A 26,979-nucleotide genomic window follows, 5' to 3' on the forward strand; every position below is an offset into this window, starting at 1 on the left:
CTTGAAATGCGTAAAAACGTGACGAGCACTACGGATGGCGAGCAATCGCTGGAATAGGCGGCGACGTGCGCGCCAGGCCGGCACCTTGAAAGCGCTTGATTCGCAACCCGCGCTCATCGCCCCGGTGGTAAAGCGCGCTGAAGCGGCTGTCGGCAAATAAATGGCGCTGTACCAAGCGTGCGAGGCGTGCGCTGTGGCCAAACGGCGCGACCCAGTCCAGGAACCACAAGCGTTCGCCGCTGTTCCAGTCGGGTGCGGGCAGGCTGATGGCCGGGTTTTGCAGGTAGCGCTGCTCGGCCTCGACGCTGAACCAACACCAGGCGGCGTAAAACACCGGGCGCCCCGATTCGTAGCCGATGATGAACTGGCGGTTGGCAATAGCTGGCAACAGCAGCGCGTTCAGGGCGTGCAGCGGCACATCGCGATGGCTCGCCGAGTGCATCCACAGCCATACGGCGGCACCCAGCGCCTGGGCCTCGTTCCATGGCTTTTCGCTGAACGCCGGCGCGATCAGCTCAAGGTTATCGAGTTGCATGGCAAATCCTCACATCGACCACGTCAGGCTGAAACCTGCCGTGGTACTGGCAGTCTCGAAGCCTTTGGGTTTGCTGATCGGTTGACCGACAAACACGTCGTAAGACACTTGCCGGTAGCCACCGCGCAACCCCACCACGTACCCGGCCAGATGATCACCAATGAGGTATTGGCTTGAAGGCCCGCCCACCTTGCCGTAGTCAACACCCAGGTAGGTTTCCTGCCCGGAGTTGCCCAGCGCCAGGCCGAGGTCGTTACGCACCAGCCAACCACGGTCGGCCGACAAAATGTTTTCACCGTCAAACCCGCGCACGCTGTAGCGCCCGCCGATCGAGAAACGATCCTGCGGCACCAACGCCGTGCGGTTCCACTGCGCACGCCAGGCCGCGGTGTAACGCAAGCGCTGCGTGGCAAGGCCAAACGGTACGGAAAATTGCGCGTCGGCGTTGATGATCTGCGAACGCGAGGTCCCTTCGTCAAACGCCTCCTCAGGCGCAGCGATTGCGTTGCGCGCACCTGTGCCCCGGCGATAGCTGGTGCCCAGATCGAGCGTGGCGGTACCGATGAACTCCCGATGACTCAGCCCCAGCGCCCAGCCTGCCATGCGTCGGCGCTGAATTTCGATCTCGGTATCGTCGATATAGTTTTGCGAAGTGCGCGTCCAGCCACTGAGCTTGAGCGTGGTTTTGCGCACGGCATCGCGATACAGCAAGCGAGACGCGCTGATCTCATTGTTTTTGCTTTCTCCGGTGTACTTGTAAGTCTGGTTGGCCCCAGCGACCGTCTGGTGATAGTCATACTCGTTGGACGTGACGCCAAACAGCCAATAACCGTAGGGGACAGAGTAGTGCAAGGTATGGCCCTTGGAACCACGATTACCCGCGTCCCCCCCGCCCAAGTCGTGGTTGAAGCTGGCGTAGAACAAATCGTTCAGGCTCAGCAGGTTGTCCAACGACACCGAAGCCGAACCCAGGTATTTACCTGTGGCGTCGGTTCCCGAATCATCTACCGACACGCTCAAACGCACGGGAAGTGCCTGTTTCCACGCGATAACCAAGTCACTGTCGCCCGGCTTTGCGCCCATCCCCTGGGCCGCGGCGATTTGGATATCCGCCTCAGCCGTGGGCACGCGTTTGAAGTTTTCCAACGCTTGCTCAAGATCACGCAGGTTCAGCAGGTCACCTGTTTTGGCAGGCACCGCGTTCCAGGCATTGGCTCGGGAAGAGGTGCCTTCGGCGAAGCGGATGGAATGAATGCGCCCCGGAATCAGGGTCAGTTGCAGCACACCGCTGTTTAAATCCTGAGGCGGTGCAAGCACGCGTGTCGTGACAAACCCGCGCTCGATGATTGCATTCTGGATTCGCTTCATCGTCAGGTTGATGCCTCGGGCACCCAGACATTGACCGGTGGCCGGATCATTTTTGGGATCGGCGCTGCGCAGTGCCCATTGAAAATCTTCAGCCAACTCGCCGTTCAAGACGACCTGACGAATCAGGAAACAGGGTGATTCGCGCTTCTCGAGCAAAACCCCGGCGGAGGATGAGGGCGGCGCCTCAAGGCGCACATCCGGCGACGGCTCAAGTTGCTCGCGCAACGCTCGCTCGCGGTCCTGCTGCAATAGCAACTGTTGGGCAGGTGCGGGAGGGTCAGCGGCCTGCACGCCGAAACTGCTGATCAAACCGAACAACAATACGGCCACCAAATGAAGAGACGGTGACAGTTTTCTAACAGGCAAATACAACGTACCGAAACGGGCCAAGTACTCCGTAGGCCGAAGACATACTTTCATTTCGCATCCCTGTGAAATCTTCCTGCGGGTGCAGCATGCACCAGAACGGCACGTGATCTGCGAGAATTGCCTCTGACAGGCAACTCCCCTATGAACAACTGTTGCTCATTAAAGTTCAAGGGCGCGTGAGAACTTTCCTACACTTAATTTCCCCCTGGCTCCTTAGCCCCCTCTAAGAGACTACTTTTGGCCGGTGAGCGACCGTCGCTCTGACTAGCCATCCTTGTCTTTTCACACGTGGAGGACTTGTCATGAACATCATCGCTACCCGCAGCTGTCAGCCCTGGAACAAAGGAAAACTAGTCGGGCAGAAAGCCCCACTCCGACTGAGAGATATCTGGGCCATCCGAGTAAGACTTCAAATTGCGGAAAGAACCCGAGATCTGGCCCTCTTCGATCTGGCCATCGACAGTAAGCTTCGAGCCTGCGACTTAACCAAGCTCCGCGTGCGCGATGTCGCCCATGGCGAGCACGTATCATCACGGGCCATGGTTATGCAGCAGAAAACGCAGCGGCCAGTGCAGTTTGAGATCACTGAGCAAACACGGTCAGCTCTCGTGGCCTGGATACATCAGGCACAACTACGCAGCGCGGACTGCCTTTTTCCTGGCCGGCTGCATACCTCAGACCATCTATCCACTCGTCAATACGCTCGTATCGTCAAAGGCTGGGTGAAAGCCGTAGGCCTTGATCCAGCCATGTATGGCACTCACACAATGAGACGTACGAAGGCATCACTAATCTATCGCAGAACGAATAACCTACGGGCTGTTCAGTTGCTGCTCGGCCATACGAAGCTGGAGAGCACTGTTCGATATCTGGGGATTGAGGTTGATGACGCACTGGAGATGGCGGAACAGACTGAGGTTTGATCATGCATAGCGACGGTCGAAGTCAGGCCGTCGCTAACCAGCCAAAAGCAGCCGTTTGGAATAGACTGCTTCTGACCAATTTGGACTTAGTACGCCAATTTGCGCTGCTAGGTCCGCAGCCAATAGTAGAGGTCGTACTTCGACTTCATGTGTTGAGGATGCTGGTTGTCGGAGTCGGGATCTGGAATGGCGACTCGGCGAGTCCAGAGTGGGAACCACTCACCATCCCGCATATCGCTATCGCTAACCATCCGCACATTCTTCAACATGGTTCGCTCGCAGGCACCGAATTGGACGAAATTGACCTGCGCCTCGATCAAACTACATCTATTCGGTCCATCCACCTGGTGAGGGTAATAGAGTTGGAACACGTCATCCTCCCAGAAGCAAATTGGGCAAATGTCGTATGACCCTGGGTGTTCCTCGAAGACTGCATATCCGCAGCATGGGCAGGTAAACATCAGTTTTCACTTATGGGTGGCAGTCTATTCTTGGTCGATTTTAGCCACATGCTGAACGGTTGCAATGGGTCGGTGGCTGCCCTTAATGACAGGCCGCAACCGGCCAGAAGCGGCCACTGGACAGTCCGCCTCCGAATGAGTAGCGTGCAATCGAATATCATCTAGTTAGAGTTAGCTCATGGTTTCTATGGCTGTTCAGGAAGAGGTTCGAAGCCGCCTACGCCGCGCGGAGGACGAGCATGACGTGAAAATGCTTTTAGCGGTTGAGTCTGGCAGTCGCGCCTGGGGATTTGCCTCTCCCAACAGCGACTACGACGCACGCTTCATCTACGTAAATAAACCTGAGTGGTATCTCTCGGTCGGCCTTGAGGAGCAACGCGACGTCATCGAGTATCCGATCATTGACGACATGGACATCAATGGCTGGGATCTACGAAAAGCGCTTAGGCTATTCTGGAAGTCAAACCCAGGCTTTGTGGAGTGGGTGCAGTCGACCATCATTTACGAACACTCTGGATCCTTTCACGAGCGGGCTAAAGAGTTACTACCGCACGTGTATTCGGTAGAGAGTGGCATCTACCATTATCGCAGCATGGCAAAAACCAACTATAGGGGGTATTTGCAGAGCCCTCAGGTACCGCTGAAAAAATACTTTTACGTGCTGCGCCCCTTGTTATCGGTGCGGTGGCTGGAACAGTTTAATACGCCCGCCCCCATAGAGTTTGACAAGCTACGAGGTGTTATCGAAAGAGAGCCCGAGCTTCAGCAAGCTATTGATGACTTACTTGTGATTAAGCGCGCGTCTCCGGAGATGGGCCTATCGCCCCAGATCATCCCCATCCAGCAATTTATTGAGCGTGAACTGCATCGACTTGAAACCATCAAGCCGATCCGTAGCGAACGCAAAGAAGTTGAGCCATTACTTTCCGAACTGTTTCGCTCTGTGCTGAAAGAAACTTGGGGGTGAAGGGGTGTGTCGGAACGCTCTGTAGTAGTCAGGCACGTCTGGTTACCTACTCAGACGACGATGTCTGCCTTCGTATCATAATGATGTCCATTATGGGTCGTCCTCTGCCCGTCGAGAGACGGACGAAAACGACCCAATATAGCCGGTCGACACTGGCAGAAGTGGACCAACAGCGAAATTTATCTGCTGTGACACCAATGACGAACTGGTCTGTGAGGTAGGCTGTAAAAATATGATCACTACAGTGAGCCAAGATGATTGCTTAAGCTATTTCGTCGTCGTGCATGGCGTTGACATTGAGACCTACGAACAACTGGCCGTTCACTTCGAATGTCGTCGTGGCGGTATGCGAGTGACGGACAGAAGCCGGTATATCTCTATCCCGGTCACGATGGCTACCTTAGGGGGCACCCTTGCTTGGGTCAAAACCGAACTCGGCGGGCGGTACTATGAGCTGTATTTAATAGTGTGCGTCGCAACCAAATTATCTTGGAGCGAGGTTGTTATAAACTCTGAGATAGCTTTGCTCGCTGGTCAAGCTGGTGCGGCGATTAAGGTTGCTTTTAAGCGAGCGTGATTTCATTTCTGCAGTATCCACATTGGGTCGATTGCAGCCCCTCACGAAAGGCAGCAATCGGCCAAAAGCTGCCGTCGCATGCCTACGAAACGAGGTGTTCGGTCCACGAACTGCTGGGGGCAGATTGAATACGGCGTTTACATTTAAGGTCACGGGCACGATGTCATAGGCTATGGGTCGACTCCAACCGGCCGAGGGTTAGAGGCTCGGTTTGGATCTAGTGTTATCCATAGCTTCGGTCCGGAAATCAGGTTTTTCCAAGCTGAACGAATGTCAGTAACAGTTGCTTTATTAACAACTTCAAGAAGCTCTTGGCGCGTGCTAAAACTGTAGTCTAGTCGTGATATGTCCGCCCAGTAACCCTCAGTCATTTCCATTAACCCACCGTGATCAAGTTTCAATTTATTAGATGCCCCGCTTTTCAACTTGTTGAGCTGTGTGTCATCCAATTCACAAAACTCTCTATCTAGCGAAGCAAGGAATTCCAAAACTTTAGACTGGATATCGCCACTTCCATAATTGCTAGACTGTATTGATAATATTAAGGCTGGTTTACGCCAGTCACTGCTCGGATATGCAGAAACCGCATAACCTATTTGCTGCTGGGTTCTTATCTTTTGAAAAAAACGGCTAGCAACAAATTGACTGATCAGCATTGAATGGGCCTGCGCGCTGAGCGTACTGCTCGAAAAAGGCACATATGTAATAAGTACGCTATCGTGAGATGATGAACGGACACGAATGGGCGGTAAATTTTCGTCTAAAGTGCGAGGGCCGGAGTAAAGAAAATAGCGGGTCGGTGCTGTGGTTTTCAAAACCTCATGAATCATAAACCCTGTTTTCCGGGCGGTATCCAAGGATAAATTGCCTACAACTAGGGCATCTGAATGTATATCTTCTAGCCATCTATCACGCCAGCGATTAAAACTGTCTATCGAGGCTTTATTGAGTTCAGAAAGGCTTTCATTAGATGGCCAGTTTTCGGGGTATATTGCAATTCGCAGAGCATCATTTGCAGCAGCTAAAGGCATCTTACTCTCTTGAGACCTCCAATACCGCTCCATACGAGCCACGACAGTATTGAACTCATGACGATTTATTGGCTCATTCATTAACGTCCGCAACACCTCCTGCAGGAGCAGATCCTGGTGCTGACGCAAACCATGTAGGCCCACCTCGATACCCTGCTCAGCTATTTTTATTTCACCGAACAAACCTGCGTAAGATGCCTGTTGAAGAACATTTTGCATACGGTAATTCAGCCAAGTTATAAGCAATGCAAGATTTACATGGTCCTCCAGGCCCACTTCAGAATTACTTTTTATAGAAATTCTCCATGCAGTCATCGGCATATTGAACTCTTTTTCGGGGCGATACCAAACTCGGGTTCCAGATTTATTAAAAATTGACAGCGGTTCAGATTCGTTAACGTCAACCAGATTCAAATCATCCACAAGGAACGGATTTTTTTTAGGAAGAGAAAATGTGTAGATTTGAGTATGACTAGGCAACGTGGTGTCTTGTTGGATACTGTAAGGTACATCTAGCCATTTAGAGACGTGATCGGTCGGAGCGGCCTGCGACTCCCATACCAACAGAGTATTGCTAGAGGCCATATCCGACAACAAAGAATCAATCCTTTGGGGGTCGATACCATTCATTCGAAACGGCCCATACAACCAGTCCTCAGGTTCATAGCGTCGCATATTGCTTACTAATGACCTAGCCATAGCCAAGGGGGGCTTTTTCTCTTTATACAAAAAACGTTGCTTGCTCAAAGCAACGAGCTCATCATATCTCCAACGATCTAAACCAGCCGTTCGAACTAACTCAATGGAGTCATAGATAGCCTCTTTGATAGCGCTAATTTCTGGAGGAGTACCGGCAGCCATCTCGATATGGACACCTATTATAGATTGATTTTTGCGCCACTCCATCACGTTAACACTAACCTGTTTCGCCAACCCATGTCTCTGTAGCTGAGATTGCAAGCCCCCCTCGTTTTTTGCATTGAGCAATGAGAGTATAAAGTTAAGCGGCTTGCTGAACTCATCTCCGGCCTCATTTCGAACAGTAAGAATTAACGTTAGCTTGTTCCGTGAATCTTTTGGCTGCACATGTACGATTAGCGGCTCGGCATTTTTTTTCCACAAGTCGATATGATCGGGTGCGGGCAAATTTAAGCCACTATTGAAGCTCAGAAAATTATGCTCGACTAAATGCTGAAGCTCATCTAGAGACTGGGGCCCGCTTACAACTAATTTTATCCTTTCCGAAGAATAGTAGAGCTTGTGAAACCTTGCGACTTCACTTGCGATTTTCTCGGAATCACCACCTAACGTTTTTAAGTTCCCGATTCGAAAGCGCGCCCAAGAATGACGCGGACTAACGGCATTGCCAACTGCTTCCAGAAAACGAAATTTTTCATTGTCTGAGAGCATCCGATATTCTGCATCAATAGCCTTTCGTTCAGACTCAACGTATGTTCTATCAAATAATGGCTCACTCAGAGCAGCAGCCAAATGGGCCATTGCTACGGGTAGTGCTGGTGCTGGAACATGAAAATAATAATCTGTATATTGCCTATTGGTTTTAGCGTTAAAAGTGCCTCCAACAAGGCCCATTAATTTGGAGATTCCACTAGGATCAGGGTAGCGCCTACTGCCTAAAAAGACCATATGCTCGGTAAGGTGCGCCAATCCTGGTAGAGACTCAGGGTCCTGATCGCTACCTGCATTTACTGTTATCGCAATAGCTGACTTAGTTGCAGCATGATCATTCACAAGTAAAGCGATAATGTTATTCTGTAACCGTATCGACCGGTAGTTATTTCTGTCACTCGGCGACTTTATAGGTTCCGGTAATATCTCACCTTTCGCGCCTGCACAAAGACATACTAAAAAAATGGAGAGCAGATAAGTGTGCGCCCTAAAATTCATGTAAAATCCGCCAGTTAAAATCCAGATATCTATCACCACTGAAAACAATAGCAGGCCATTATTTGAGCGATAGATCACACATGTTGCTCTAGCTCAGAATTTTTTACACCCAAGCAGATAACTGCACTAAAATATTCAACAATTTCAACCCAGCTTCCGAACATTACAGCTTTCCGAAGTCGGATCTCATATCCTCCTCGGGAAAAAAAGTTAATTTCTGCTAACGGGATGTATGCATCCCCTTTTAAACCACAAATATAGTTAAATAAAATCCTTGAGATCCTTCCATTACAATCGATAAATGGATGGCATGCGACAAAAGAGATCGATACCATGATAGCTAATAGCAACCGCGACCCCCTCCAATTATCAATGCACTTTTGTATTGATTTCAGAGTGCTTGGTATACTTTCAGGCGAAGGGTATTTAATTCGAACATGATGACTATCTGAGTTAGTATAAACGTCCACAGCGCGAATTTCAGAAGCAGCACCAGATAGTTCTGAGGCTATGGCTAGAATAGTATCTATTAATTGTAAAGAGCAATTTTTATAAAGGTAATCAGAACTTAAGTGGGGCAAGACAGTTAGGATTTTCTTTTCCTCGACAGCCCGCATCGATGGGTACTCTGTATGATTTCTATCAGCATAATATTTGCTCAGATAGTGCTCAAAGCTATAGTCTTGGCAGACTGCTACTGATTTTGCGACTTCAAGCGAATCGGGCCATTTTGCGGATCTAGCTAAAGGTAGGACTTCCGCTGCATGTAGTAACAAAGGCAAACTGCCCAACGCGTCCCAATTAACTGAGTTGGGGTCCAAAGGTTTCCATGCAATGGTATTTAAAGTACGAATAATCACTTTTTTGCATGCTCCACTGGAAAGATAAAACAGATATGTTCTACCTCCGTTTTTGACTTAGCCTTGAGAAACACTATTACAATAATTGTTCGTTTGGAAAGTTGAGTTGCTACTTATCCACTCCTTATCGTCTACTGCAATGCAAGACAGAAAACTAATAATATCTAAATCCACAGACCAATAGCTTAGGAGCCATCTAGAATAAGACAATCTCTGAACCGATGCATGGCTCACTGCAGTGAGCCATGCATTTGAGTCAAAAGCTAACGGTGTCGCCCGGGGACACGTCCCCAGGATCGTGCGCCATGCCGTCATCTGGATGTTCACCTGGATCGTGAGATATATCATCCCCCCAATTTTCATCCGCTCCGTTGGTATCATCACCCCCAGATACCAAAATGAGTTCTTCTGCTGTCAATTCACGCATCTTTATATTCTCACATAATATATAAATTAAAATTGATATTCCATCTGAGTATATTTGGTTTTTACCTCCTCGCCGTATATTGATGAATTAAGTATCTATAGATTGAAGGCCACAATAGAAATTGCCCACCAGGTTAAAGTCTATTTAGGGCATCTAGATCGATCACGCGACTGAAATTATCTTCTAGGTCATCATGAGAGATAACTATTACAGTTTTATCAAGGTTTAATATGTGTTTCAGTATGTTTTTTTTACTATCTAAATCTAAATTGCTAGTTGCCTCGTCAAGCATTAGCACAGGCGCGTCTTCGGCCAGTGCTCTTGCTAATAATATTCTTTGTTTTTGCCCCGCAGATAAGATATTAGCGGCCCCCGAAAGAAGAGTGTTATAACCCATAGGCATTGTAATAATATCATCATGAATACACGCCGCTTCTGCTGCACTAAATACATTGTCAAAGCTTATGTTCGAACGTGAATATATTATATTGTCCAGTATAGTGCCCGATACGATCTGATCGTCTTGCATCATGATGGAAAAATGAGATCGAAATGAATCGGGACCTGTTTCTTCGAGCAGGAAACCGCTTAACATTTGTTTCCCGGAATTTGCCTTTAAATTTCCGCTTAATAAAGAGATTAGTGTGCTTTTGCCTCCCCCCGACTTTCCTCGAAGTAAGATTTTTTCACCGTACTTTATCGAGATATCGCAATTGTACATAATCCATTTCGTTGAAGGTGAATGCCTAAAGCAAACATCTTTCAATGCGATATCGGGTTTCTCAAGCCTGATGCGCCTTCTAAATTGAGTCACTTCAGCTGGGTAACTATATAAATCTTCAAGATTGTCCAGATGATACTGATTTTCGTGCTTGTGGATGAAGTAGTTAGAAATGGAACTCAGGTTAACGAAGAACCTTGAGCTAATAAGCAAATATGCAAAAATCCCACCGATGCTAAGGGAGCCATTGGATATTTGGCCTGCAGCTATCACAACGACGAAAATCCTATGCAGATTCAATAACAAATTTAGCAACCCTACGCTTTTTAGTGTGATGCTTTGGGCGGTTGCATCATAATAGTTATAACTAGAATAATTCGCGAAGAACCTTTCTTTGCTTTCTTCCTGAACCCTGGCAGACTGTATCTGCTTTATATTCCGTATCGTGTCTAGGACTATATTATCTGAGCGAGTTTTCATCTTGCTCTTCTGCCGCAACGCATGTCGTTGGTTTTTCGAGATAAATACTACACTCACCCCATACACAATCCCGAATGCAGCTGTGCACAGCGCTAAGTGGATTGAGATAATTGATGATACTATCAGAGCTGCGACAATCAGCCATGCAGCTACAAGTGCCGCACTACGATATTTGTGTTCAAAACTTACGATAGCTAGAAGGGACGTGAACTTCGAAATTATGTTGTTCGATGTCCTCGTTGAAAAAAACGAAACGGGCAAGCTAACGGCTTTCTGAAACGTTTCATATCCTAAAGAGTCTGCTAATGACCTTGCCGTGTTGACAGTGTTTTTTAGATGGATTGTTTGGAGCAGATATTGAATACAGCATAATGCACCAAATAACATCGCAATAACGAACATAAGGTTTTGGTCATTGCTCTCCATTACCTGATCCACTGCTAGCTGAATATAAAAAGGTGATGCTAGCGTAAGGAGCTCTATTACTATGGGTAACACGTAAATCAGCAACGATTTATCACGTTTGAGCCCGGGCTGAAATTCGCCTACCTTACGGGCTGAGCCTGAAGCCAACTTACAATCTGCTGTGTAAAAAAGCTCAGTAGCTATACCAGTAAAACTTGCTGAAAACTCACTTCTGTTAAACCGATAAACGCCCTCGGCAGGATCATAAATTGTGAATCTATTTTTACTTGCCTTTGTAAGCACAACAAAATGATTCATGCGCCAGTGAAGAATGCATGGCAACTCTAACGTACGAACTTGTTCCAACTCAAGCCTTAGATGTCGGTACCTGAAACCAATCTTAGATAACAAATCTGACAAGTTCTTTAAATTTATTCCGCGTCCCCCTGTTGCAAAGTCAGCACGCAGGGAGTTAAGTGAAATGTCTACTCCATAGTGCTCGCAGATCATTGCTACACATGCCAATCCGCATTCAGATTGTTCTTGCTGGCGTATGAGCTGAAAATTTTTAATATTCATTTAGTTTTCCTTGCCCCGCCTGTACTACAGAATTTATCAATGGGTCAAATATCCATCTGATAAGAGAGTGCTCTTCAAGCATTACTGAGGCTCGGCCGGTAAGTCCGTCTTTTTGGTAGTCTATCTCCAGATTCGAGTTGCTAGATTCAATTATCTTTATAGTCGCTAAATAACCGGGCTCTTCGGCTTGCAAACCTAGCGTACGCAATACGTCTTTCGTGCTGGTTACTGTATTATCAATTTGTATTATTTCCGCCTGAGCTGTTCCGAATTTTGTAAACGGGTAAGCATCATATCGCAGAGTGACTTTCTGTCCGAGATTAGCTAATGCAGCTGCTTGCTTAGGTATTAAAATACGTGCAGTCGGTTCTCCTTTTTCTGCTTCAACCACAATAAGGCTGTCCGATTTCCTGATGCTACTTCCCTTTGAAGCATTCACTGCCGCGACGACGCCATCAAAATCGGCGACAATATATGATAAGATTTGGCTTTCAATATCAATCAGCTCTCGTTCAATCTCTATAGCCTCAAATCTATTGTGGTTGATCTGAATTTCTAGTTCATTTTTATATTGCTTTGCCAGGTTGGGAGCTTCAGAGAGAAACTGCTGCTCCTTTATCAAATTTTGTTTTGCATAATAAGATAAATTGTCGATATTCAAGACTTTATCTTTAAGATCCTGAATATAACTTTCGGCTACAGCGCCCTCAGCCAGCAAATGATTACCTACCACAATTTTTGATTCTAGAATTTTCCGCGCACTGACTAAGCCATGCACTCGGGCCTCCAACTCAGCGGCCCGTAATTCCGAAAATTTAGATTGGAGCCCTAGCTTTTCTATACTAATTTGATAGTTCTGGGAGTTTTTTACAGACAATTCATTTAGCTGTATAAGATTTTGACTAAGAAGATTTCTTTTTTGAAGATTGGTAGAACCGCTCCGTCCGAATTGCTCTCGTGCGTAGGCTATTAGTTTTTGCCCTCGATGAACGAAGTCTCCCTGCTCCACAAATATCTCAGATATCACACCTTCTGATGTAGCCTCAACACGCTGCTTTCCAGACAGTGCTATTGTGATAAAATTTACGTCTACTCTTCTAGTATAGGGTTGCAGCAAAATAAAAAAAACACATAGCATTAAAGCTATCGAAGCTGCCCATGGCTTAATACTGCCAATCCTTTCGGATCTTGCTGCGACGCTCGTATTTTCTAATGTGTTGGGTAGAGATTCTTTTCTAAATAACTTCGCTTGATCTTCCATAATCGACATAGCGGTTCCAAATACCAAGATCCCTAAATGACTAACTATCTTAATGGCAGCTTGCTGCGGATTCCTATCGCACTCTTCAACCTTACTGTTGGATATGTTGCAGCATTATGTCCACAATCTTGCGATTGCATTACAATTGAAGATTTTTTGTATCTATGGCCAGGCCAGCATTGTGATTTATTTGATTTTTATGCGTCGAATGTTTTTTATAGCGGCTTAAGGGCAACGTTCATGAATTCGAGTTGCAGTGTTGTATGCAGATAGGATACCTTGGCTCCCTGGAAGCTCTATTAGTTTTTTGGTGAAGATACAATAAATAGGTGGGGTCATGATTAAGCTTTTAATTGTCACTGTGCTTTTGGGAACAAGCGCATTGTTTTCTCTGTACGCTAGCGCATTGTCTCCTGAGAGACAGGCCGCTATCGATGCATGCAGAGCGGAAACAAAGTTAATTCATGTTCGTATACAGTCTGCACCACGAGCATTTTCAAAGCCTGAGGAGACAATCGCTGTTTTGATTCAGGGCGAAAAGCCTCCTCCATCAATGAAGCATCTCGATGGTGCGGAGCTCTGTTTTTATTCGGTACGAAAAAAGTACGTGCAGCTTATTGAATGGGATGCCTTAGGACGAACTAAAAGGCTGCGCAGTCCGATAGAGCCTAAGCAAGATTTATAGTTTTATTGTTTTTTATCCAATACGTTATTATTGCAAAGTTACTATGTTGATACTCGCGTACCCAGACTATCCAAAGCACACAACACTTTTTGACTGGTTGAAAAGCATCCCCGCTGGTGGCGATAAAACCACACGACTCGCGCGAATTTTCTCTGCGATTCGTACTGAGGCAATCTTGAGCAATGGATTGATGATGCTGATTTACGGCACCAAGAGCGTGGGGATTTTCGATGAACCGGATCCCAAGAAGCCCGACTTACTACTCCGCTCCCTGGGACGAGGCGTTGCTGGGGGCTACTTGAACGCTATTCAGCAAAAGCGGATTGAGCATTTTCTTCAAGAGGAAGCGTTAGCCTTCAGCAGTTGGTTTCGGCCTGTGAGTCCAAATGCTCCACAGACGAGACCGATGCTACCTGATCCTGATGATTCTATTGCTCTCAATCAAGCCCCAGATCCTTATGATGACGATGATCGACCCACGTCCCGGGGCGCCTATCCCAGAGTCTAGAGTGAAGCCTAAATCGTCCCTGGCCTCGTAGGCACCTGGAATGGCGGCTTAGGGTCGGTAGTAGCCTGTAATGAAGCGCTGCTATCGACCCAGAGCAGCCTTTCGGCACCGGCAGAAGTCGGCCGTTTGGCGCTGAGACTGCCTACAGTCATTAGCTGCTGCTAGTATCAAGCGCTCAACCTATCTAGCCCCTGCATCGATTCACGTTTACTATATTTCCAACTCGTATTACTGCGGCTGCTGAACCCGGTACTCACGAGGATATAACGATGAAAAGAACCCGCGCCTAGAGACGTATGCAGGCCCTTAAATGCAGAGGCGACAATATGGTTCGTCCGCTGGAGTGCAAGCCAGAAAAGCATTGGAAACTGATGTACACCCGCGCAGCGAAACTGTACAGAGCACACCAACTCGGGATGAGCTATCCCATTCGCACAACCCGTCAACTACTGGGTCCTACTGCGGAAGCGATCTGGCGCCGTCGTCCCGGCTTTAATGCCCGTTCAGCAGGAACCAGTCCAAATGCACGTAAACCTATCAGCCCAGCGGATATTCGCTGGGCTGATGTGATCTTTGTCATGGAAGGCAAACACCTTAATCGTCTTCAGGCTGAATACGCCCGCCTTCTTGAACACAAACGGCTCCACTCTCTCGATATTCCAGATGATTACCGCTACATGGATCCTGAACTGGTGGGCATGCTTGAAGACATTGTGACGTCCTGCCTCACCACATAGGCTTCATGCGGAAACGACTGTCGCAGGAATGGTCGCGGATAAGCCGGCGGGCCGATCTAGACCTTCTATTGCGTTTAAAGATCAAACTCACACCCATTAGCCGCCATTTGTGAGGGGCCACTTACGGCCAGCAGCAGACTGCCGAGGCACGCACATGGATAGGCTCGCAACGCAGAGATCCGTAATCGAGTTCAGCGCTGCCAAATAACCGAGCGCTTTGTAATGAATCCAAAATGCGTTGGGCCGTCATTGGCGAAGGTTTACATTCCAACGTTCGTGTAAGCACGCATCGGTGCAACTCTTGGCCGAAAGCCCCTCCAGCATCACCCTCTCCCAACCACAGGTGCATGTTCAGCCATCAATTCCATTACCCAGTCTATAAATACCCGCACCTTGGTGCTGACATGACGGTTGGGTGGGAATGCCAGATACATCGGCATCGGTTCCATGTGCCATTCCTCAAACAGCGGCACCAGCTCGCCGCTGGCCAAGTGCGGTTTGGCCATGTACTGCGGTAGCCAAAGCACGCCCAGGCCGGCCAGACCTGCGGCAAGGTATGCGTTGCCATCGTCGATAATCAACAGCGGGCGGCCTTGGACCTCGATGATTTCCTCACCCCGCTGCATCGTGTAGGGCAAGGCTTTGCCTGTGCGCGACCAGAGAAAGCCGACAGTACTGTGCCTGCCATCATCCAGCTCACGTGGATGCGCCGGCTTACCGAAGCGCTGCAGGTAGTCCGGCGCGGCATAGATGCCGACCTTGAGGTCGCCCACATGCCTTGCCACCAGGGACTGATCGGTGATCTCGCCGCCACGTACTACGCAATCGATGTTTTCGCCAATGATGTCGATGATGCGATCGCTCACGCCCATGGTCAGCTGGATTTCCGGGTAGCATGCGTAGAACCCTGGCAAGGCGGGTATCAATACCATGCGCGCCAGCGGGCTGGGCACGTCCACCCGCAATCGGCCGCGTGGTGCAATCGAGGCGCTGGACAAGCTGGTCTCGGCATCGTCCATATCAGCCAGCAGCCGGATGACGCGCTCGTAGTAGGCCGCGCCATCGGCGGTGATGTTGACCTTGCGTGTGGTGCGGTTGAGCAGGCGCACGCGCAGCCTCGCCTCCAGTTGCTGGATCAGTTGCGTCACGCTGGTCTTGCTCATGTGCAGGGTGGCTGCCGCCTTGGTGAAGCTGCCGGTTTCCACCACTCGGACGAAGGCCTGCATCGCATCGAAACGGTCCATTTTACGCCTCAGTAGGTCGGGATAGTTTGGATTCTACAAACAATCATGACCAGAGTTGCTCGTTTATCCAGGCCGGCGGCCTTTTTACAGTGGCTCCATCTTAAACAGCGGGCCGCGATGGCCCTGAAGGAGCTCTGCCATGACCCGTAAACGTGATGTCGTTTCCCCGCCTGACCGCCATGCACTGTACGAACTGCACCGCTACTCGCCGGCGATTCGCTCCAATGGCTTTCTGTTCGTGTCCGGCCAGGTCGGCAGCCGCAAGGATGGCTCGGCCGAGCCGGAGCTCGCGGCACAGGTTCGCCTGGCCTTCGCCAACCTCAACGCGATACTGGCAGAGGCCGGCAGCAGTTTCGACGATGTGGTCGACACGACCATCTTCATGGTCGACCCCGATTTGAAATTCGAAACTATCTGGGCGGTAGCGGCTGAATACTGGGGCGAAGCGCCCTACTCGACAGCAACCGCCATCGGCGTGACCTGGCTGTCCGGCTTCGACTTCGAGATCAAGGTGATCGCCAGGCTACCGGAGTAAGACCGGATCAGCACCACGCCGAACCTCGACCGGAACCCTCTTGTTTTCAAATAAAACGCGCCTCTCACTCTCGGTGGGGTGCAGCCTCCAGTGACTGTTCTCATTTGGCCGATTGCTGCCTCTCACGAAGGTCTGCAATCGGCCAGAACTGCGCTCATCTCAACTCAAACCACAGGATATCTATAGGGCGCAAGACAACCGAGAGCTGATAGGGCACCGGCGGTCGGCCCCTCCTAAAGAACCGCTCTGGCGCGCCGATGACGCAGGTGTTAGCTTGCGCGGCTCCGGCCACGAGCCAGAACCGCAGACAAGGAAGTTTGGACGTCTTTCACGCCAAACCAGGCGTATTTCATTCCTGTCATGAGTATCATCCGATGCTGCAAAAATCCCTGAGAACCCAAATCCTCACGTTGCTGAGCGGCAGCCTGTTGGCAATGTTGCTGATTGCTTTGGCATGCTTTCATTTCCTGTCCAGCGGCGTACAAAACTACGCCAACCTGATCGAAGGTCCGCTGCATACGTCGCAGTTGATCGATGAGGCCAACCTGCAATTCAAGGTGCAGGTTCAGGAATGGAAAAACGTATTGCTGCGGGGCAAGCAGCCGGCAGATCTGGATAAATATTGGAAGCAGTTCGAAGACCGTCAGCGCGACGTACAGGGGATCCTCGGCGAACTGGCCAGTCAGAAAGGCCTGGACGGCCAGCTCAAGACGCGTATCGAACGCCTGCGTGAAGAGCACCGTCAGTTGGGCAGCGCTTACCAGAAAGGTCGCGATGCCTATATCGCCGCCGGTGCAGACCCCACCGCCGGCGACGCTGCCGTCAAAGGAGTGGATCGCGCCACCAGCGATCAGATGAGCGAACTGGTCGGCGAACTGCGCAAGCACGGCACCGAGCAGTCGACGCTGATCAGCGCTGCTGCCCAACGCACGGTGATGCTGGGGATCATCGTGATGCTCGCCTCGGGTCTGTTGATCGGTCTGTTCAGCCTTTGGTTGATCAACCGCAACCTGGTTGACCCCATCCGCAAGCTGATCGACTACGTGGCGCAACTGAGCCAAGGCAAATTCGCCGAACGCGTGGCCAGCAGCCGTGAAGACGAGTTGGGCAAACTGGCCATGGCCGCCAACACGTTGCGCGACTTTCTCGCCGAAACCTTCAACCGCCTGCAGCGCAGCGCCAAGGATCTGGACAGCGCCAGTAGTGAGTTAAACGCCATCGCCGGCCTCATGGCCAGCGGTACCAACGAGCAGTTCAACCGTACCGATCAGGTGGCTACGGCGATGAACGAAATGTCCGCCACTGCCCAGGAAGTAGCTCGTCACGCTGCCGATGCCGCACGCGCCGCCGATGATGCCGACCAGTCCGCGCAGCAGGGCGAAAAAGTCATGCGGGGCACCATTCACACCATCACCCAAATGCGTGGCGAGATCGCCAACACCGCTACGGTCATCCGTCGCCTGGAAACCGACAGCGGCCGCATCGGCAAGGTGCTGGAGGTGATTCGCGGCATCGCCGAGCAGACCAATTTGCTGGCGCTGAACGCGGCGATCGAAGCGGCCCGTGCCGGTGAAGCCGGACGCGGTTTTGCGGTCGTGGCCGACGAAGTGCGCAGCCTGGCCCAGCGTACTGCGGCGTCGATCATCGAGATCAACCAGATCATCCAGACCGTGCAAACCGGCGCGGTGGACGCGGCTCAGGCGATTGAAAGCGGCCAGTCGCGCAGTGAAGAAAGTGTCGCGCAAGTGAATGAGGCCGGCGCCATGCTCGAGCGCATCACCCATGCCGTGGAAGCCATTCGCGACATGAACCGCCAGATTGCCACCGCCGCCGAAGAGCAAACCTCGGTGGCCGAAGACATCTCGCGCAACCTTACCGAAATCACTTCAATTGCCAGCACCAACCTGGACAACATGCAGCGCACCGAAGCGGCAAGCCTCAACCTTCACGGGCTGTCAGGGCAGTTGAATGAAGTGACGGCACGCCTGAGTGCGTAGCCGTATCGTCAGGGAGTAGATCGGTCTCAGGCTGAGCTGCCGGATTGCGAGATCGAGCCCCGTGTTCAGTCATGGACTGATGCGGGGCAGACTCTATAATTCCCGTTCGACCGTGCATCATCCTGTTCGCCACGACCCTGTCTCGGCTTCGAAGTCATAAGTGCAGAGCCCGCCAACCTGCAAAGTGTGCCGTGTGAAATGGAAGTCATCTCATGATCGAACGTAACAAACTGGTTCCGGAGTTAATGGTAAGCAACCTGGAGAGCAGCTTAGCTTTTTGGGTTTCTTGCTTGGGCTTCAACGTAGCTTAACAACGCCCTGAAGATGGATTTGCATACCTTGATTTGAATGGGGCTCAAGTAATGCTTGAGGAGGTTGATTCGGACGCGGGTCAATGGCTGACGGAGCCGTTGACTAAGCCATTTGGAAGAGGCATCAACCTACAATGGAACTGGGCGGAGTAGACTGGCGTGAAGGGCGGATTCAAGCTAACAGCCGGCGTAAGAAAGAATCTTCGCGTAGCAAGTATTAAGGAAGTTTTTATATGGATTTTTTGAGATTTATTAAAATTGAACACCGCTTTTCTGTTTTGAAAGCAACCTCCCCACTCTGCTTCGCTCTCCTCATCGTAGGCTGCGCGAGTTCCAAATCCAACGTCCAAGATCACATCCAGGCCGCGAACTACGATCCGGCAACAACCGCACGGATCCGTTTCATCACCGGCGACACAACCCATGCCGCATACATCAGTGGCCATTCATGCGAAAGCTTCTACGGAGCCCTTAAGACCCAATCGGCAGACCAACTGGGTCAGAAGAATCCCCACGTCGATACGCCGGGGCTGTATCCGTGGCGGGATTCCGACAAGCGCAACATGCTTATTGGCATGCCCAGCAGCAAGAAGTCGATCGCCATCAACAGCACGCTGAAACAGTACGACGAAGTCGTAGTGCCCGCCGGCACGCCCCTCTTGGCATTCTTTGCTGCAGGCGGAAGCCAGTATTCCTGCTGGCCGAAGCCGATTCGCTTCATTCCTGAGGCAGGCCATGATTACGAGCTAGAGCTTGAATACGTGCAAGCCAGCACTTTCAGTGGGGGCTGCATCATCGGCGCACGAGAGCTAAAGGCCGAAGACGGTATTACCAATGAGCGCCCCCTTCCCCGCGATTTCTGTGTCAAAGATCTCGATGGTACCTTCCGTACGGTCTCCCCCTTGACGCAACTGCAGAAGAGCCACGAATAGGCCCAGGCAAGGAAGGGGCCAGGTGCCTGGCCTGAGTGTCGCCGTGAAGACCCGTTCGCCATGCTATGCATTCCGCCGCAGTTGATGGGGGTAGTGCAACAGAATTCTGGGGGGATCGATTCGAGAGGCATTGGAAATGTGGGTCATCAACGAACTTGAGCCTGAACAGGTCAAGCTAAAACAGGCCAAAATGCGATTGGGTGAGAACAATTAGGCCCCAATCTAATGACTGCTTTTGGCCCAGAGTGTGTAAAACGCTTCGCTAAAATTGAAGTGGCGCATCTACGTTAAATCTGAAATTTATGGGCAAGTGAGCAGATACAGATTGTGCGTAGAAACGCCAACCTCAGTCTGGCTTCGGATGCATGCTGCGCTGAAAACGTTTTACACACCCTCAGCCAGAAACAAGCATCATGTTTCCTCGGTGAAGAAAGCCTTAAGTGCACGGGCCAACTCGATCGGAGCTTCTTCAGCCATGTGGTGGCCGCTGTCAATTCCTTCGCCAGTAACCTTCTGTTCGGCCCATGGCTCCCAAACGGAAAGTACGTCACCGTAAAGGGCCTCGAGATCATCCTTTAGCGACCAGAGAACGTGGAGTGGGCATTGAAGCTTGCGACCAGACTGGCGGTCCTCTCTATCATGTAAGTGATCCAGTGCAATGCCGGCCCGATAGTCACCGAGCATCCCAACTACTGTGTCGGGATCGTGAATCGCGGCCTGAAAATCATCATAGTTTTCCTGGCCCATAGCCTCTGCGCTACCGCCATACCAAACTTTTGGGTCTGAAAGGATTGCCCTTTCTGGCATGTCGCGCTGGGCATAGAAAAACCAGTGCCACCATTTCGACGCGAACCGCGCATCACATCGTTCAAGCGCATCGAGAATGGGTACGCCATCCAGGATCGCAAGCTTTAGTATGCGTGACGGATGATCGAGCGCTGTGCGAAAGGCTGAATAACTGCCGCGGTCATGTCCTGCCAAGTAAAATTTATCAAACCCAAGGGTGTCCATGAGAGCCACGCAGTCGCGCCCTTTTGCTCTCTTTGAAAACGCCTCGTAGTCATGCGGATCCGCTGGCTTAGCGGATTTGCCGAACCCCCTCAAATCAGGGCAAACCACCGTAAAGGAGCTTGCGAGCAGCGGTGCAACCTTATGCCACGTCGTATGCGTACGGGGGTGGCCATGAAGCAATAATAATGGCGGGCCTGAGCCACCGAAACGTACGCGTAACGTAGTCTCCGGCAACTCAATCATTTCGAGCTGGAAACCTTCGAACATACTCACTCCCTGATAACACTGCACGATGCAGCCAAGGCTCACAACGGGCGCAAGCACAACCTGTACCTCACCTCTACCAGTGCGGTACCGCCCCTCTGAAGACTGCGCTCACTCCCCGTGTCCTCAACACATCCTGCCCGTCGATAAAATCGGATGGCTCTTTCGTTACCGGCCAAGACCCAAAGGGTTAAACGCTGATAACCTTGCTCCACCAAGTACTGCTGGCCGGCTTTCCACAAGGCAAGCCCGACGCCTGTGTGCCAACACTCCGCTAACACGTAGATGGCCCTGACCTCACCCACATGTTCCTGATCGGTATCTTCATCACGGCTGGCACCGACCGATATCCAACCGACGATTTGCCTGTCCTGCTCAGCAACCCATACGTTCGACTCGCCCGATTCAATCGAGCGGGTCCAAGACGCCTCACGCTGAGCCAGCGTGGCTTGCAACGAGCTCAAGTATTCGGCAGGCATCAGGTCGATGTACGCCTTTTGCCAACTGCTGATATGCACCTGGGCAATGGCCTTTGCGTCGGCCGGTATCGCCTTGCGAATCATTGATGAATTCCTTGTTCGGACACTGAGTGCTTGAGGTAGTGATTAGCCTCAGTATGCCCGCCCATCAGGAAGAAGAGATGACAGCATCGGCCAAAAGCGCTCGACGATAGAAGCACCATCGGTATAAACCTTAGCCTGCATTACCTGAAGTGATCGGGACTTCATCTTCAAGGCTTAACCGGCAGAAACACTAATACGCCAGGTTCGGATGGGCCTCTTCGCACAACCGTCGCTCTAAGCGAAATGTGTGCTTTCCTGCTGGCCAATGCAGGTATTTAGAACGCCCCCTCTGACTTTGAGTCGCGCCGAGGCGACGCAACCCAAAGAGGGAGCAAAGGTAGTTATGTATTGGTTTTCAGCTTGGTCCACAGGCGAGTGGTCAACCGCGCGATGGACGCAGGTAGATCCTCTACGGTGAACAACTTGTCCATGACCGTCTTCGGTGGGTAAATCGCCAGGTCCTGCTTCACCGCCGGCACCACATAGGCATCCGCTGCGGCGTTGGGGTTGGCGTAGTGGATGCTGTTGCTGATGTTGGCAATCACTTGCGGCGTCAGCAGGTAGTTCATGTAGGTGTAGCCGTTCTTCTCATGGGGCGCGCTCTTGGGCATCACCACCATGTCAAACCACAGGGTGGAGCCTTCGTCCGGGATCGAATAGGCAATGTCGATCCCGTTCTTGGCTTCCTTGGCGCTGGAAGCGGCCTGCACGATGTCACCGTTGAAACCGATCACCGCGCAGACGTTGCCGTTAGCCAAATCGCTGATGTACTTGGAGGCGTGGAAGTACTGGACGTACGGCCGGATCTTCAGCAGCGCCTGCTCGGCTTTCTTGTAATCCTCCGGCTCATGGCTGTGATGAGGCAGCCCGAGGTAGTTAAGGGTAATCGGCAAGACCTGCGTCGGGTTGTCGATAATCGCCACGCCGCATTCACTGAGTTTCTTGATGTTTTTCTCGTCGAAAAACAGGCTCCAGGAATGGGTGACGTCGGTGCTGCCGAAAATCGCCTTGATTTTCTCGACGTTGTAGCCGATGCCTGCGGTGCCCCACATATACGGATAGCCGTACTGGTTGCCGGGGTCATTGACTTCAAGTTTTTTCATCAATGCCGGGTCGAGGTTTTTCCAGTTAGGCAATCGGCTCTTGTCGAGTTTCTGGATCGCCCCGGCCTTGATCAGGCGCGACAGGAAGTGGTTCGATGGACTGACCACGTCATAACCGGTGTTGCCCGTCATCAATTTCGACTCCAGCACTTCGTTGCTGTCGTGGATGTCGTAAGTCGCCTTGATCCCCGTTTCCTGGGTGAAGTTGGCCAGGGTGTCGTCGGCGATGTAGCCGTTCCAGTTGGAAATATTGACGGTTTCTTCAGCGTGAGCGCCCGCGCAAAACGTCGAGAGAAGTGCTACCAGGGAAACTGTATTGACGCGCATGTTCAATCACCTTCGTTATGAAGTGCTTTTATTGTGGTTGTTGGCTGGTTTTCAGACTTCTGATCGGGCTCGGGCCGCCTCCACGCGCATGCGCAGCATGGCACCGATGTCGAGGAACGGCTTGGGCGGGAGCCAGCCGGGCTGGGCCCGTTCGATGACTGATTGCAAAATTGGCGAATCGGCGCCGGATGCGAGTTCCACCAGCAGGCGGCCCCACAACGTGCCGCGCGCCACACCGGAGCCATTGCAGCCGGCGACGGCAAACACGCCCTCCTCGACCTTGGCAAAATACGGTTGCCCGGAACGTGAAGCGCTGAGATGCCCGGTCCAGGTGTATTGGATGTCCTGTTCGCCCAACATCGGAAAACGGCGTTGCAAACCCAGTACATGGTGTTGACGGCGCACGGTCAACTCAGCGCGGGACAAGTCGTTCGAGCGATATTCCGCGGTGTTGCGGATCATCACCCGACGATCCGGGGTCAATCGCACCGTGGCCCCCAGTGGCCGGGTGGACAGCACGCCCCAGGGCTCTACCGCGCCGATGGCTTGAAACTCCTCGTCGCTGAGTGGTCGCGTCAGACTGGCGCTGAGTTCCATCGCGAAAGTGCCGCTGTCGCTGACACCGGCGCGGGAGATGAAGGCGTTCAGGCAGATCAGAACCTGCTTGGCTTCAATGTTGCCATTGCGTCCGTTGGCGCGAATGCGGCCGTTGCCCAGACGCTCCAGGCCAGTGATCTCGGTGTTTTCGAAAAGCGTCACCGTATCCGGCAGCGCATCGAGCAAACCCTTCACGTATTTCGCCGGTTGCAGCAGCGCGTTGCCATTGCCGCACCAGATCGCGGCCTGGTAATGCCGGGTTCCCAGTTTCTCGATCAGTTGCTTACCTTGCAGAAATTGCGCGGAGGCACCCACGGCGTGCAGCGTCTGCAATTTGGCCTCGACATTGGTCAGCTTGCGCGGATCGCTGACGGCAAAGAAATAGCCTGACTCGCGCAAATCGCATTCGATGCCATGACGGGCAATGCGCTTGCGGACTTCGTCGCTGGCGGCACGGGAGATCGAGGTGTCCACCTGAAAACCGGCAAACCCGTCGTTGCCTTGCAATTCAGGTGTGGTCGGACGTTCGTAGCCCACGACGAACCCGGAATTGCGCGCCGACGCCCCTTGCGCGGCCCGCTGCCGATCGACCACCACGATGCGCGCCTGGGGATGCAGTTCGGCGATTGAGTGAGCGGCACTCAGCCCGGTTATGCCGGCGCCGATGACCAGCCAATCGGCCTGCTGCTTCCCGCTCAGAGGATCGCGAACCGGTGACTCCCCGGCCTGCGCAATCCAGCCACATACGTTTTCCATGCATCACCTCATCGACTGTCATTCCGCCAGCCCGCCTGCTCACTACGCGCATGTAAAATTCGCATGATTAGTTTCAGATGGCGGCAGCTATGGCTAGAATCTAATGGGTCTTTATGATGACAACCAACGTTATTAAATCATCCAGGTATTCTCAAAACGCATGGATAAAATACGTCACGTGCCTTCGCTGCAAGGCTTGCAGGCGCTGGTCGAAGTTGCGGACTGCGGCAGCTTCACGCAAGCGGCGCAGACGCTCTGCCTGACCCAAAGCGCCGTGAGCCGGAAGATTCAGCAATTGGAGAGTCACTTCGGCACGTCGATGTTCGTCCGCAACAGTCGCAGCCTACGACTGACCCCGGAGGGCGAGCTGGTGCTCGCCAGTGCGCGGCATATCCTCGTACAGCTGAAAACCCTCGAAGACCGCCTCGCGCCACAAAAGCGCCCGTTCCGCATCCGTATGCATGTGTCGCTGGCGGTCCGCTGGTTGCTGCCAAAGTTGAGCGACTTCTACCGGCGTCACCCGGACATTTCCCTATCGATCGAAACCGTCGCGACCGAGGTCGTCGAGCCGGCCAGCGACAGCGACGCCTACATCCTCTATCTGCCCGAGCCGTCGGATGATCCATCCTGCTTGACCTTGTTCGAGGAAGCGCTGGTTCCGGTGTGCGCCCCCGGCCTGGCTAACTCAACCCATCCGCTGGAATCAGTAGACGATCTTGTGCGCTACCCTCTGCTCCATCGTTCCGCCGACAAGCAGGCCTGGATTGACTGGCTGGCAGCCAATAATGGTAAATCGCTGGAAGACTACAGACATATCCCCTTCAACCTCGATGAGTTGGCGCTCGATGCCGCCGCGCGAGGTCTGGGGGTAGCCATGACCGACATAACCCTGGCAGAAGAATCGATAGAACGCGGCGTGCTACTCATCCCGTTCGGCCGCCCCTTGAAGACCCGAGGGGTCTATTCGCTCTGCCCACAACCTTCCGCCGCCTCTCATCCAGCGTGCGCGCTGATCATGCAATGGTTCGCCCAGCAGGCCGAACAGAACGAAAGCGCAAATTGACTTACCAGAGCCAGCCCTTGATTCGAATGTCCGAAGAGGATCGGTCAGCGGCTCCTCACCAAAGGCCGGCCCTGCAGGATTGAATTCACCGATTGCCGTAGCGCCTGCCTATCTCTTACCTTTGTGAGCCCCCCTGCCCGAGTCGACACCGGAGTTCACATGGACCTCGCCACCCTCACCGTCTTCCTCCCGGCCTGCTTTGCCTTGAATATGGCCCCAGGCCCCAACAACCTGCTCTCCGTCAGCAACGCCACGCGTTACGGCTATCGCACCTCCTGCCTCGCCGGCATCGGCCGCCTGCTGGCCTTCGCCGGCATGATCGCCCTCGCCTCTGCCGGCCTGGCGGTGGTGCTGCAAACCTCGGAGTTGTTGTTCTACGCCATCAAGATTCTAGGGGCGGCGTATCTGTTTTATCTGGCGTTCCAACTGTGGCGGGCCAATCCACAGGTGCACGCGCAGGCGAATACGGCCAAGGTGGGTTTGTGGGCGTTGGCACGGCAGGAGTTTCTGGTGGCCGCGGGCAACCCGAAAGCCATTCTGATTTTCACTGCCTTCCTCCCGCAGTTCGTGGTGCCCGGCCAACCTGTCACGCCACAGTTCGCGCTGCTGGGTGTCATGTTCCTGGGGTTGGAGTGGATCGCCATCAGCACTTACGCCTATATGGGCCTGCATATGCGCCGCTGGTTCGCCGAGCCACGGGGCAAGCGGATCTTCAATCGTTGCTGCGCCGGGTTGTTGTCGGCAGCGGCGACGGTGTTGTTGACAGCACACAGGGCATGACAACGTGCGGGAGTTCACAATCGGGGCGAGGTAAAGGACAACAACCTGTACCTCATCCGAGCGCTATACCGGCCCTCTGACGTATCGCGCGCAACCCGTTTTATTCATGGAGGAAAAAGTTGCGGATCTATATCACCGGCGCGTCATGTGCAGGCGTGACGACACTCGGTCGTACCCTCGCCGCTTTGCTAAGCCTTCGCCATCTTGATGTCGATGACTTCTATTGGCTGCCCACCGACCCTCCGTTTACCACCAAACGCCCGCCCAACGAGCGCGTGGTTCTGATCCAGCAACGCTTCGGTGAGGATAATTGGGTACTGACCGGCTCTTGCATGGAGTGGGGAGATGCACTGATCAACCACGCCGAGCTGATTGTATTTATTGCAACGCCAACCCCCGTTCGCCTTGAACGATTGGTCGCACGTGAAACACAGCGCTATGGAGATCGGATCGCGCCTGGAGGCGACATGCACGAGATCCATGTGGCCTTCAAGGAATGGGCTTCGCGGTATGACGACCCGACCTTTTCGGGCCGCAACAGGGCGTTGCATGCGGTGTGGCTGTCGAAGCAAACCGTTCCGGTTGTCAGAGTGGATGGGTTGAGCAGTGCGGAAAAAATGGCGCAGGATGTGATTCATGCGTTGTCCCAATTACCGTCGTAGCTCGGAAGAGCAAAGTCAACGTCTCGTAAAAA

At 52.2% G+C, this 26,979-nt stretch carries 22 protein-coding genes and 1 pseudogene; 11 read left to right on the plus strand and 12 right to left on the minus strand.

Going from position 1 to position 26,979, the window contains the following annotated elements:
• Positions 1 to 28: 28 nt before the first annotated feature.
• The gene (locus tag EXW71_RS02195; RefSeq protein ID WP_134657404.1) at positions 29 to 535 is read right to left on the minus strand and encodes a toxin-activating lysine-acyltransferase; all 507 of its coding nucleotides are present in this window, start codon (positions 533 to 535) and stop codon (positions 29 to 31) included.
• A 9-nt stretch (positions 536 to 544) separates the two neighbouring features.
• Complete coding sequence (locus EXW71_RS02200) at positions 545 to 2,323, minus strand: ShlB/FhaC/HecB family hemolysin secretion/activation protein (protein ID WP_256657066.1); 1,779 nt, start codon at positions 2,321 to 2,323, stop codon at positions 545 to 547.
• 251 nt (positions 2,324 to 2,574) lie between these two features.
• On the opposite strand from EXW71_RS02200, the gene EXW71_RS02205 reads away from it, so the two are divergent.
• Entirely contained in the window at positions 2,575 to 3,195 is a 621-nt protein-coding gene (locus EXW71_RS02205) for a tyrosine-type recombinase/integrase (protein WP_134657405.1), read from the plus strand.
• 107 nt (positions 3,196 to 3,302) lie between these two features.
• On the opposite strand, the gene EXW71_RS02210 is transcribed toward EXW71_RS02205, so the two are convergent.
• Positions 3,303 to 3,656, minus strand: a complete 354-nt coding sequence (locus EXW71_RS02210; RefSeq protein WP_124386820.1) for a CPCC family cysteine-rich protein — start codon at positions 3,654 to 3,656, stop codon at positions 3,303 to 3,305.
• A 178-nt stretch (positions 3,657 to 3,834) separates the two neighbouring features.
• Between EXW71_RS02210 and EXW71_RS02215 the strand changes: the two genes are divergently transcribed.
• Positions 3,835 to 4,623, plus strand: a complete 789-nt coding sequence (locus EXW71_RS02215) for a nucleotidyltransferase domain-containing protein (RefSeq protein ID WP_134657406.1) — start codon at positions 3,835 to 3,837, stop codon at positions 4,621 to 4,623.
• A 747-nt stretch (positions 4,624 to 5,370) separates the two neighbouring features.
• On the opposite strand, the gene EXW71_RS02220 is transcribed toward EXW71_RS02215, so the two are convergent.
• The 4 genes from EXW71_RS02220 to EXW71_RS02235 all read right to left on the minus strand — a co-directional run bounded on the left by EXW71_RS02220 (position 5,371) and on the right by EXW71_RS02235 (position 12,881).
• Positions 5,371 to 8,217: an insulinase family protein gene (locus EXW71_RS02220; protein ID WP_134657407.1), complete on the minus strand. Its 2,847-nt coding sequence runs from the start codon at positions 8,215 to 8,217 to the stop codon at positions 5,371 to 5,373.
• Positions 8,214 to 8,999, minus strand: coding sequence for a Fic family protein (locus EXW71_RS02225; protein WP_134657408.1), 786 nt, complete (start codon positions 8,997 to 8,999; stop codon positions 8,214 to 8,216). Before EXW71_RS02225 ends, EXW71_RS02220 begins: the two co-directional genes overlap by 4 nt.
• Before the next feature lie 560 nt (positions 9,000 to 9,559).
• A complete protein-coding gene (locus EXW71_RS02230; protein WP_134657409.1) occupies positions 9,560 to 11,611 on the minus strand; it encodes a peptidase domain-containing ABC transporter in 2,052 nt (683 codons plus the stop codon).
• Positions 11,601 to 12,881 (minus strand): HlyD family efflux transporter periplasmic adaptor subunit, encoded by a 1,281-nt coding sequence (locus EXW71_RS02235; RefSeq protein WP_134657410.1) that lies wholly within the window; start codon positions 12,879 to 12,881, stop codon positions 11,601 to 11,603. Before EXW71_RS02235 ends, EXW71_RS02230 begins: the two co-directional genes overlap by 11 nt.
• A 328-nt stretch (positions 12,882 to 13,209) precedes the next feature.
• Between EXW71_RS02235 and EXW71_RS02240 the strand changes: the two genes are divergently transcribed.
• Together EXW71_RS02240 and EXW71_RS02245 are read left to right on the plus strand one after the other, a co-directional pair.
• On the plus strand, positions 13,210 to 13,557 hold the full coding sequence (locus tag EXW71_RS02240) for a hypothetical protein (RefSeq protein ID WP_134657411.1): 348 nt from the start codon (positions 13,210 to 13,212) through the stop codon (positions 13,555 to 13,557).
• A 924-nt stretch (positions 13,558 to 14,481) separates the two neighbouring features.
• The gene (locus EXW71_RS02245; protein ID WP_134657897.1) at positions 14,482 to 14,802 is read left to right on the plus strand and encodes a low molecular weight protein tyrosine phosphatase family protein; all 321 of its coding nucleotides are present in this window, start codon (positions 14,482 to 14,484) and stop codon (positions 14,800 to 14,802) included.
• A gap of 323 nt (positions 14,803 to 15,125) precedes the next feature.
• Here EXW71_RS02245 and EXW71_RS02250 read toward each other — a convergent pair whose 3' ends face one another.
• Complete coding sequence (locus EXW71_RS02250; protein WP_134657412.1) at positions 15,126 to 16,046, minus strand: LysR family transcriptional regulator; 921 nt, start codon at positions 16,044 to 16,046, stop codon at positions 15,126 to 15,128.
• Between the two features lie 139 nt (positions 16,047 to 16,185).
• On the opposite strand from EXW71_RS02250, the gene EXW71_RS02255 reads away from it, so the two are divergent.
• The 4 genes and pseudogenes from EXW71_RS02255 to EXW71_RS02270 all read left to right on the plus strand — a co-directional run bounded on the left by EXW71_RS02255 (position 16,186) and on the right by EXW71_RS02270 (position 19,821).
• A complete protein-coding gene (locus EXW71_RS02255; protein ID WP_134657413.1) occupies positions 16,186 to 16,581 on the plus strand; it encodes a RidA family protein in 396 nt (131 codons plus the stop codon).
• 374 nt (positions 16,582 to 16,955) lie between these two features.
• A complete protein-coding gene (locus tag EXW71_RS02260; protein ID WP_134657414.1) occupies positions 16,956 to 18,578 on the plus strand; it encodes a methyl-accepting chemotaxis protein in 1,623 nt (540 codons plus the stop codon).
• Between the two features lie 212 nt (positions 18,579 to 18,790).
• Positions 18,791 to 19,024, plus strand: a pseudogene (locus EXW71_RS28945) (VOC family protein); the annotation flags it as partial.
• A 98-nt stretch (positions 19,025 to 19,122) separates the two neighbouring features.
• Entirely contained in the window at positions 19,123 to 19,821 is a 699-nt protein-coding gene (locus EXW71_RS02270) for a hypothetical protein (protein WP_134657415.1), read from the plus strand.
• Positions 19,822 to 20,232: 411 nt separating this feature from the next.
• Here the strand turns inward: EXW71_RS02270 and EXW71_RS02275 are convergent, their stop codons facing one another.
• The 4 genes from EXW71_RS02275 to EXW71_RS02290 all read right to left on the minus strand — a co-directional run bounded on the left by EXW71_RS02275 (position 20,233) and on the right by EXW71_RS02290 (position 24,442).
• On the minus strand, positions 20,233 to 21,099 hold the full coding sequence (locus EXW71_RS02275; RefSeq protein WP_134657416.1) for an alpha/beta fold hydrolase: 867 nt from the start codon (positions 21,097 to 21,099) through the stop codon (positions 20,233 to 20,235).
• A 38-nt stretch (positions 21,100 to 21,137) separates the two neighbouring features.
• A complete protein-coding gene (locus tag EXW71_RS02280; RefSeq protein WP_134657417.1) occupies positions 21,138 to 21,659 on the minus strand; it encodes a GNAT family N-acetyltransferase in 522 nt (173 codons plus the stop codon).
• Between the two features lie 341 nt (positions 21,660 to 22,000).
• Positions 22,001 to 23,089: a polyamine ABC transporter substrate-binding protein gene (locus EXW71_RS02285; protein ID WP_134657418.1), complete on the minus strand. Its 1,089-nt coding sequence runs from the start codon at positions 23,087 to 23,089 to the stop codon at positions 22,001 to 22,003.
• A gap of 51 nt (positions 23,090 to 23,140) precedes the next feature.
• Positions 23,141 to 24,442 (minus strand): FAD-binding oxidoreductase, encoded by a 1,302-nt coding sequence (locus tag EXW71_RS02290; RefSeq protein WP_134657419.1) that lies wholly within the window; start codon positions 24,440 to 24,442, stop codon positions 23,141 to 23,143.
• A gap of 160 nt (positions 24,443 to 24,602) precedes the next feature.
• Between EXW71_RS02290 and EXW71_RS02295 the strand changes: the two genes are divergently transcribed.
• The 3 genes from EXW71_RS02295 (at position 24,603) to EXW71_RS02305 (ending at position 26,947) form a co-directional block, all read left to right on the plus strand.
• Positions 24,603 to 25,505 (plus strand): LysR substrate-binding domain-containing protein, encoded by a 903-nt coding sequence (locus EXW71_RS02295; RefSeq protein ID WP_134657420.1) that lies wholly within the window; start codon positions 24,603 to 24,605, stop codon positions 25,503 to 25,505.
• Positions 25,506 to 25,664: 159 nt separating this feature from the next.
• Positions 25,665 to 26,285 carry a LysE family translocator gene (locus EXW71_RS02300; protein ID WP_134657421.1) on the plus strand — a complete coding sequence of 207 codons (621 nt, stop codon included), beginning with the start codon at positions 25,665 to 25,667 and terminating at the stop codon, positions 26,283 to 26,285.
• Positions 26,286 to 26,404: 119 nt separating this feature from the next.
• Positions 26,405 to 26,947: an adenylate kinase gene (locus EXW71_RS02305; protein ID WP_134657422.1), complete on the plus strand. Its 543-nt coding sequence runs from the start codon at positions 26,405 to 26,407 to the stop codon at positions 26,945 to 26,947.
• Positions 26,948 to 26,979 lie beyond the last annotated feature (32 nt).

Source organism: Pseudomonas sp. BCA17 (assembly GCF_004519405.1).
GTDB lineage: Bacteria > Pseudomonadota > Gammaproteobacteria > Pseudomonadales > Pseudomonadaceae > Aquipseudomonas.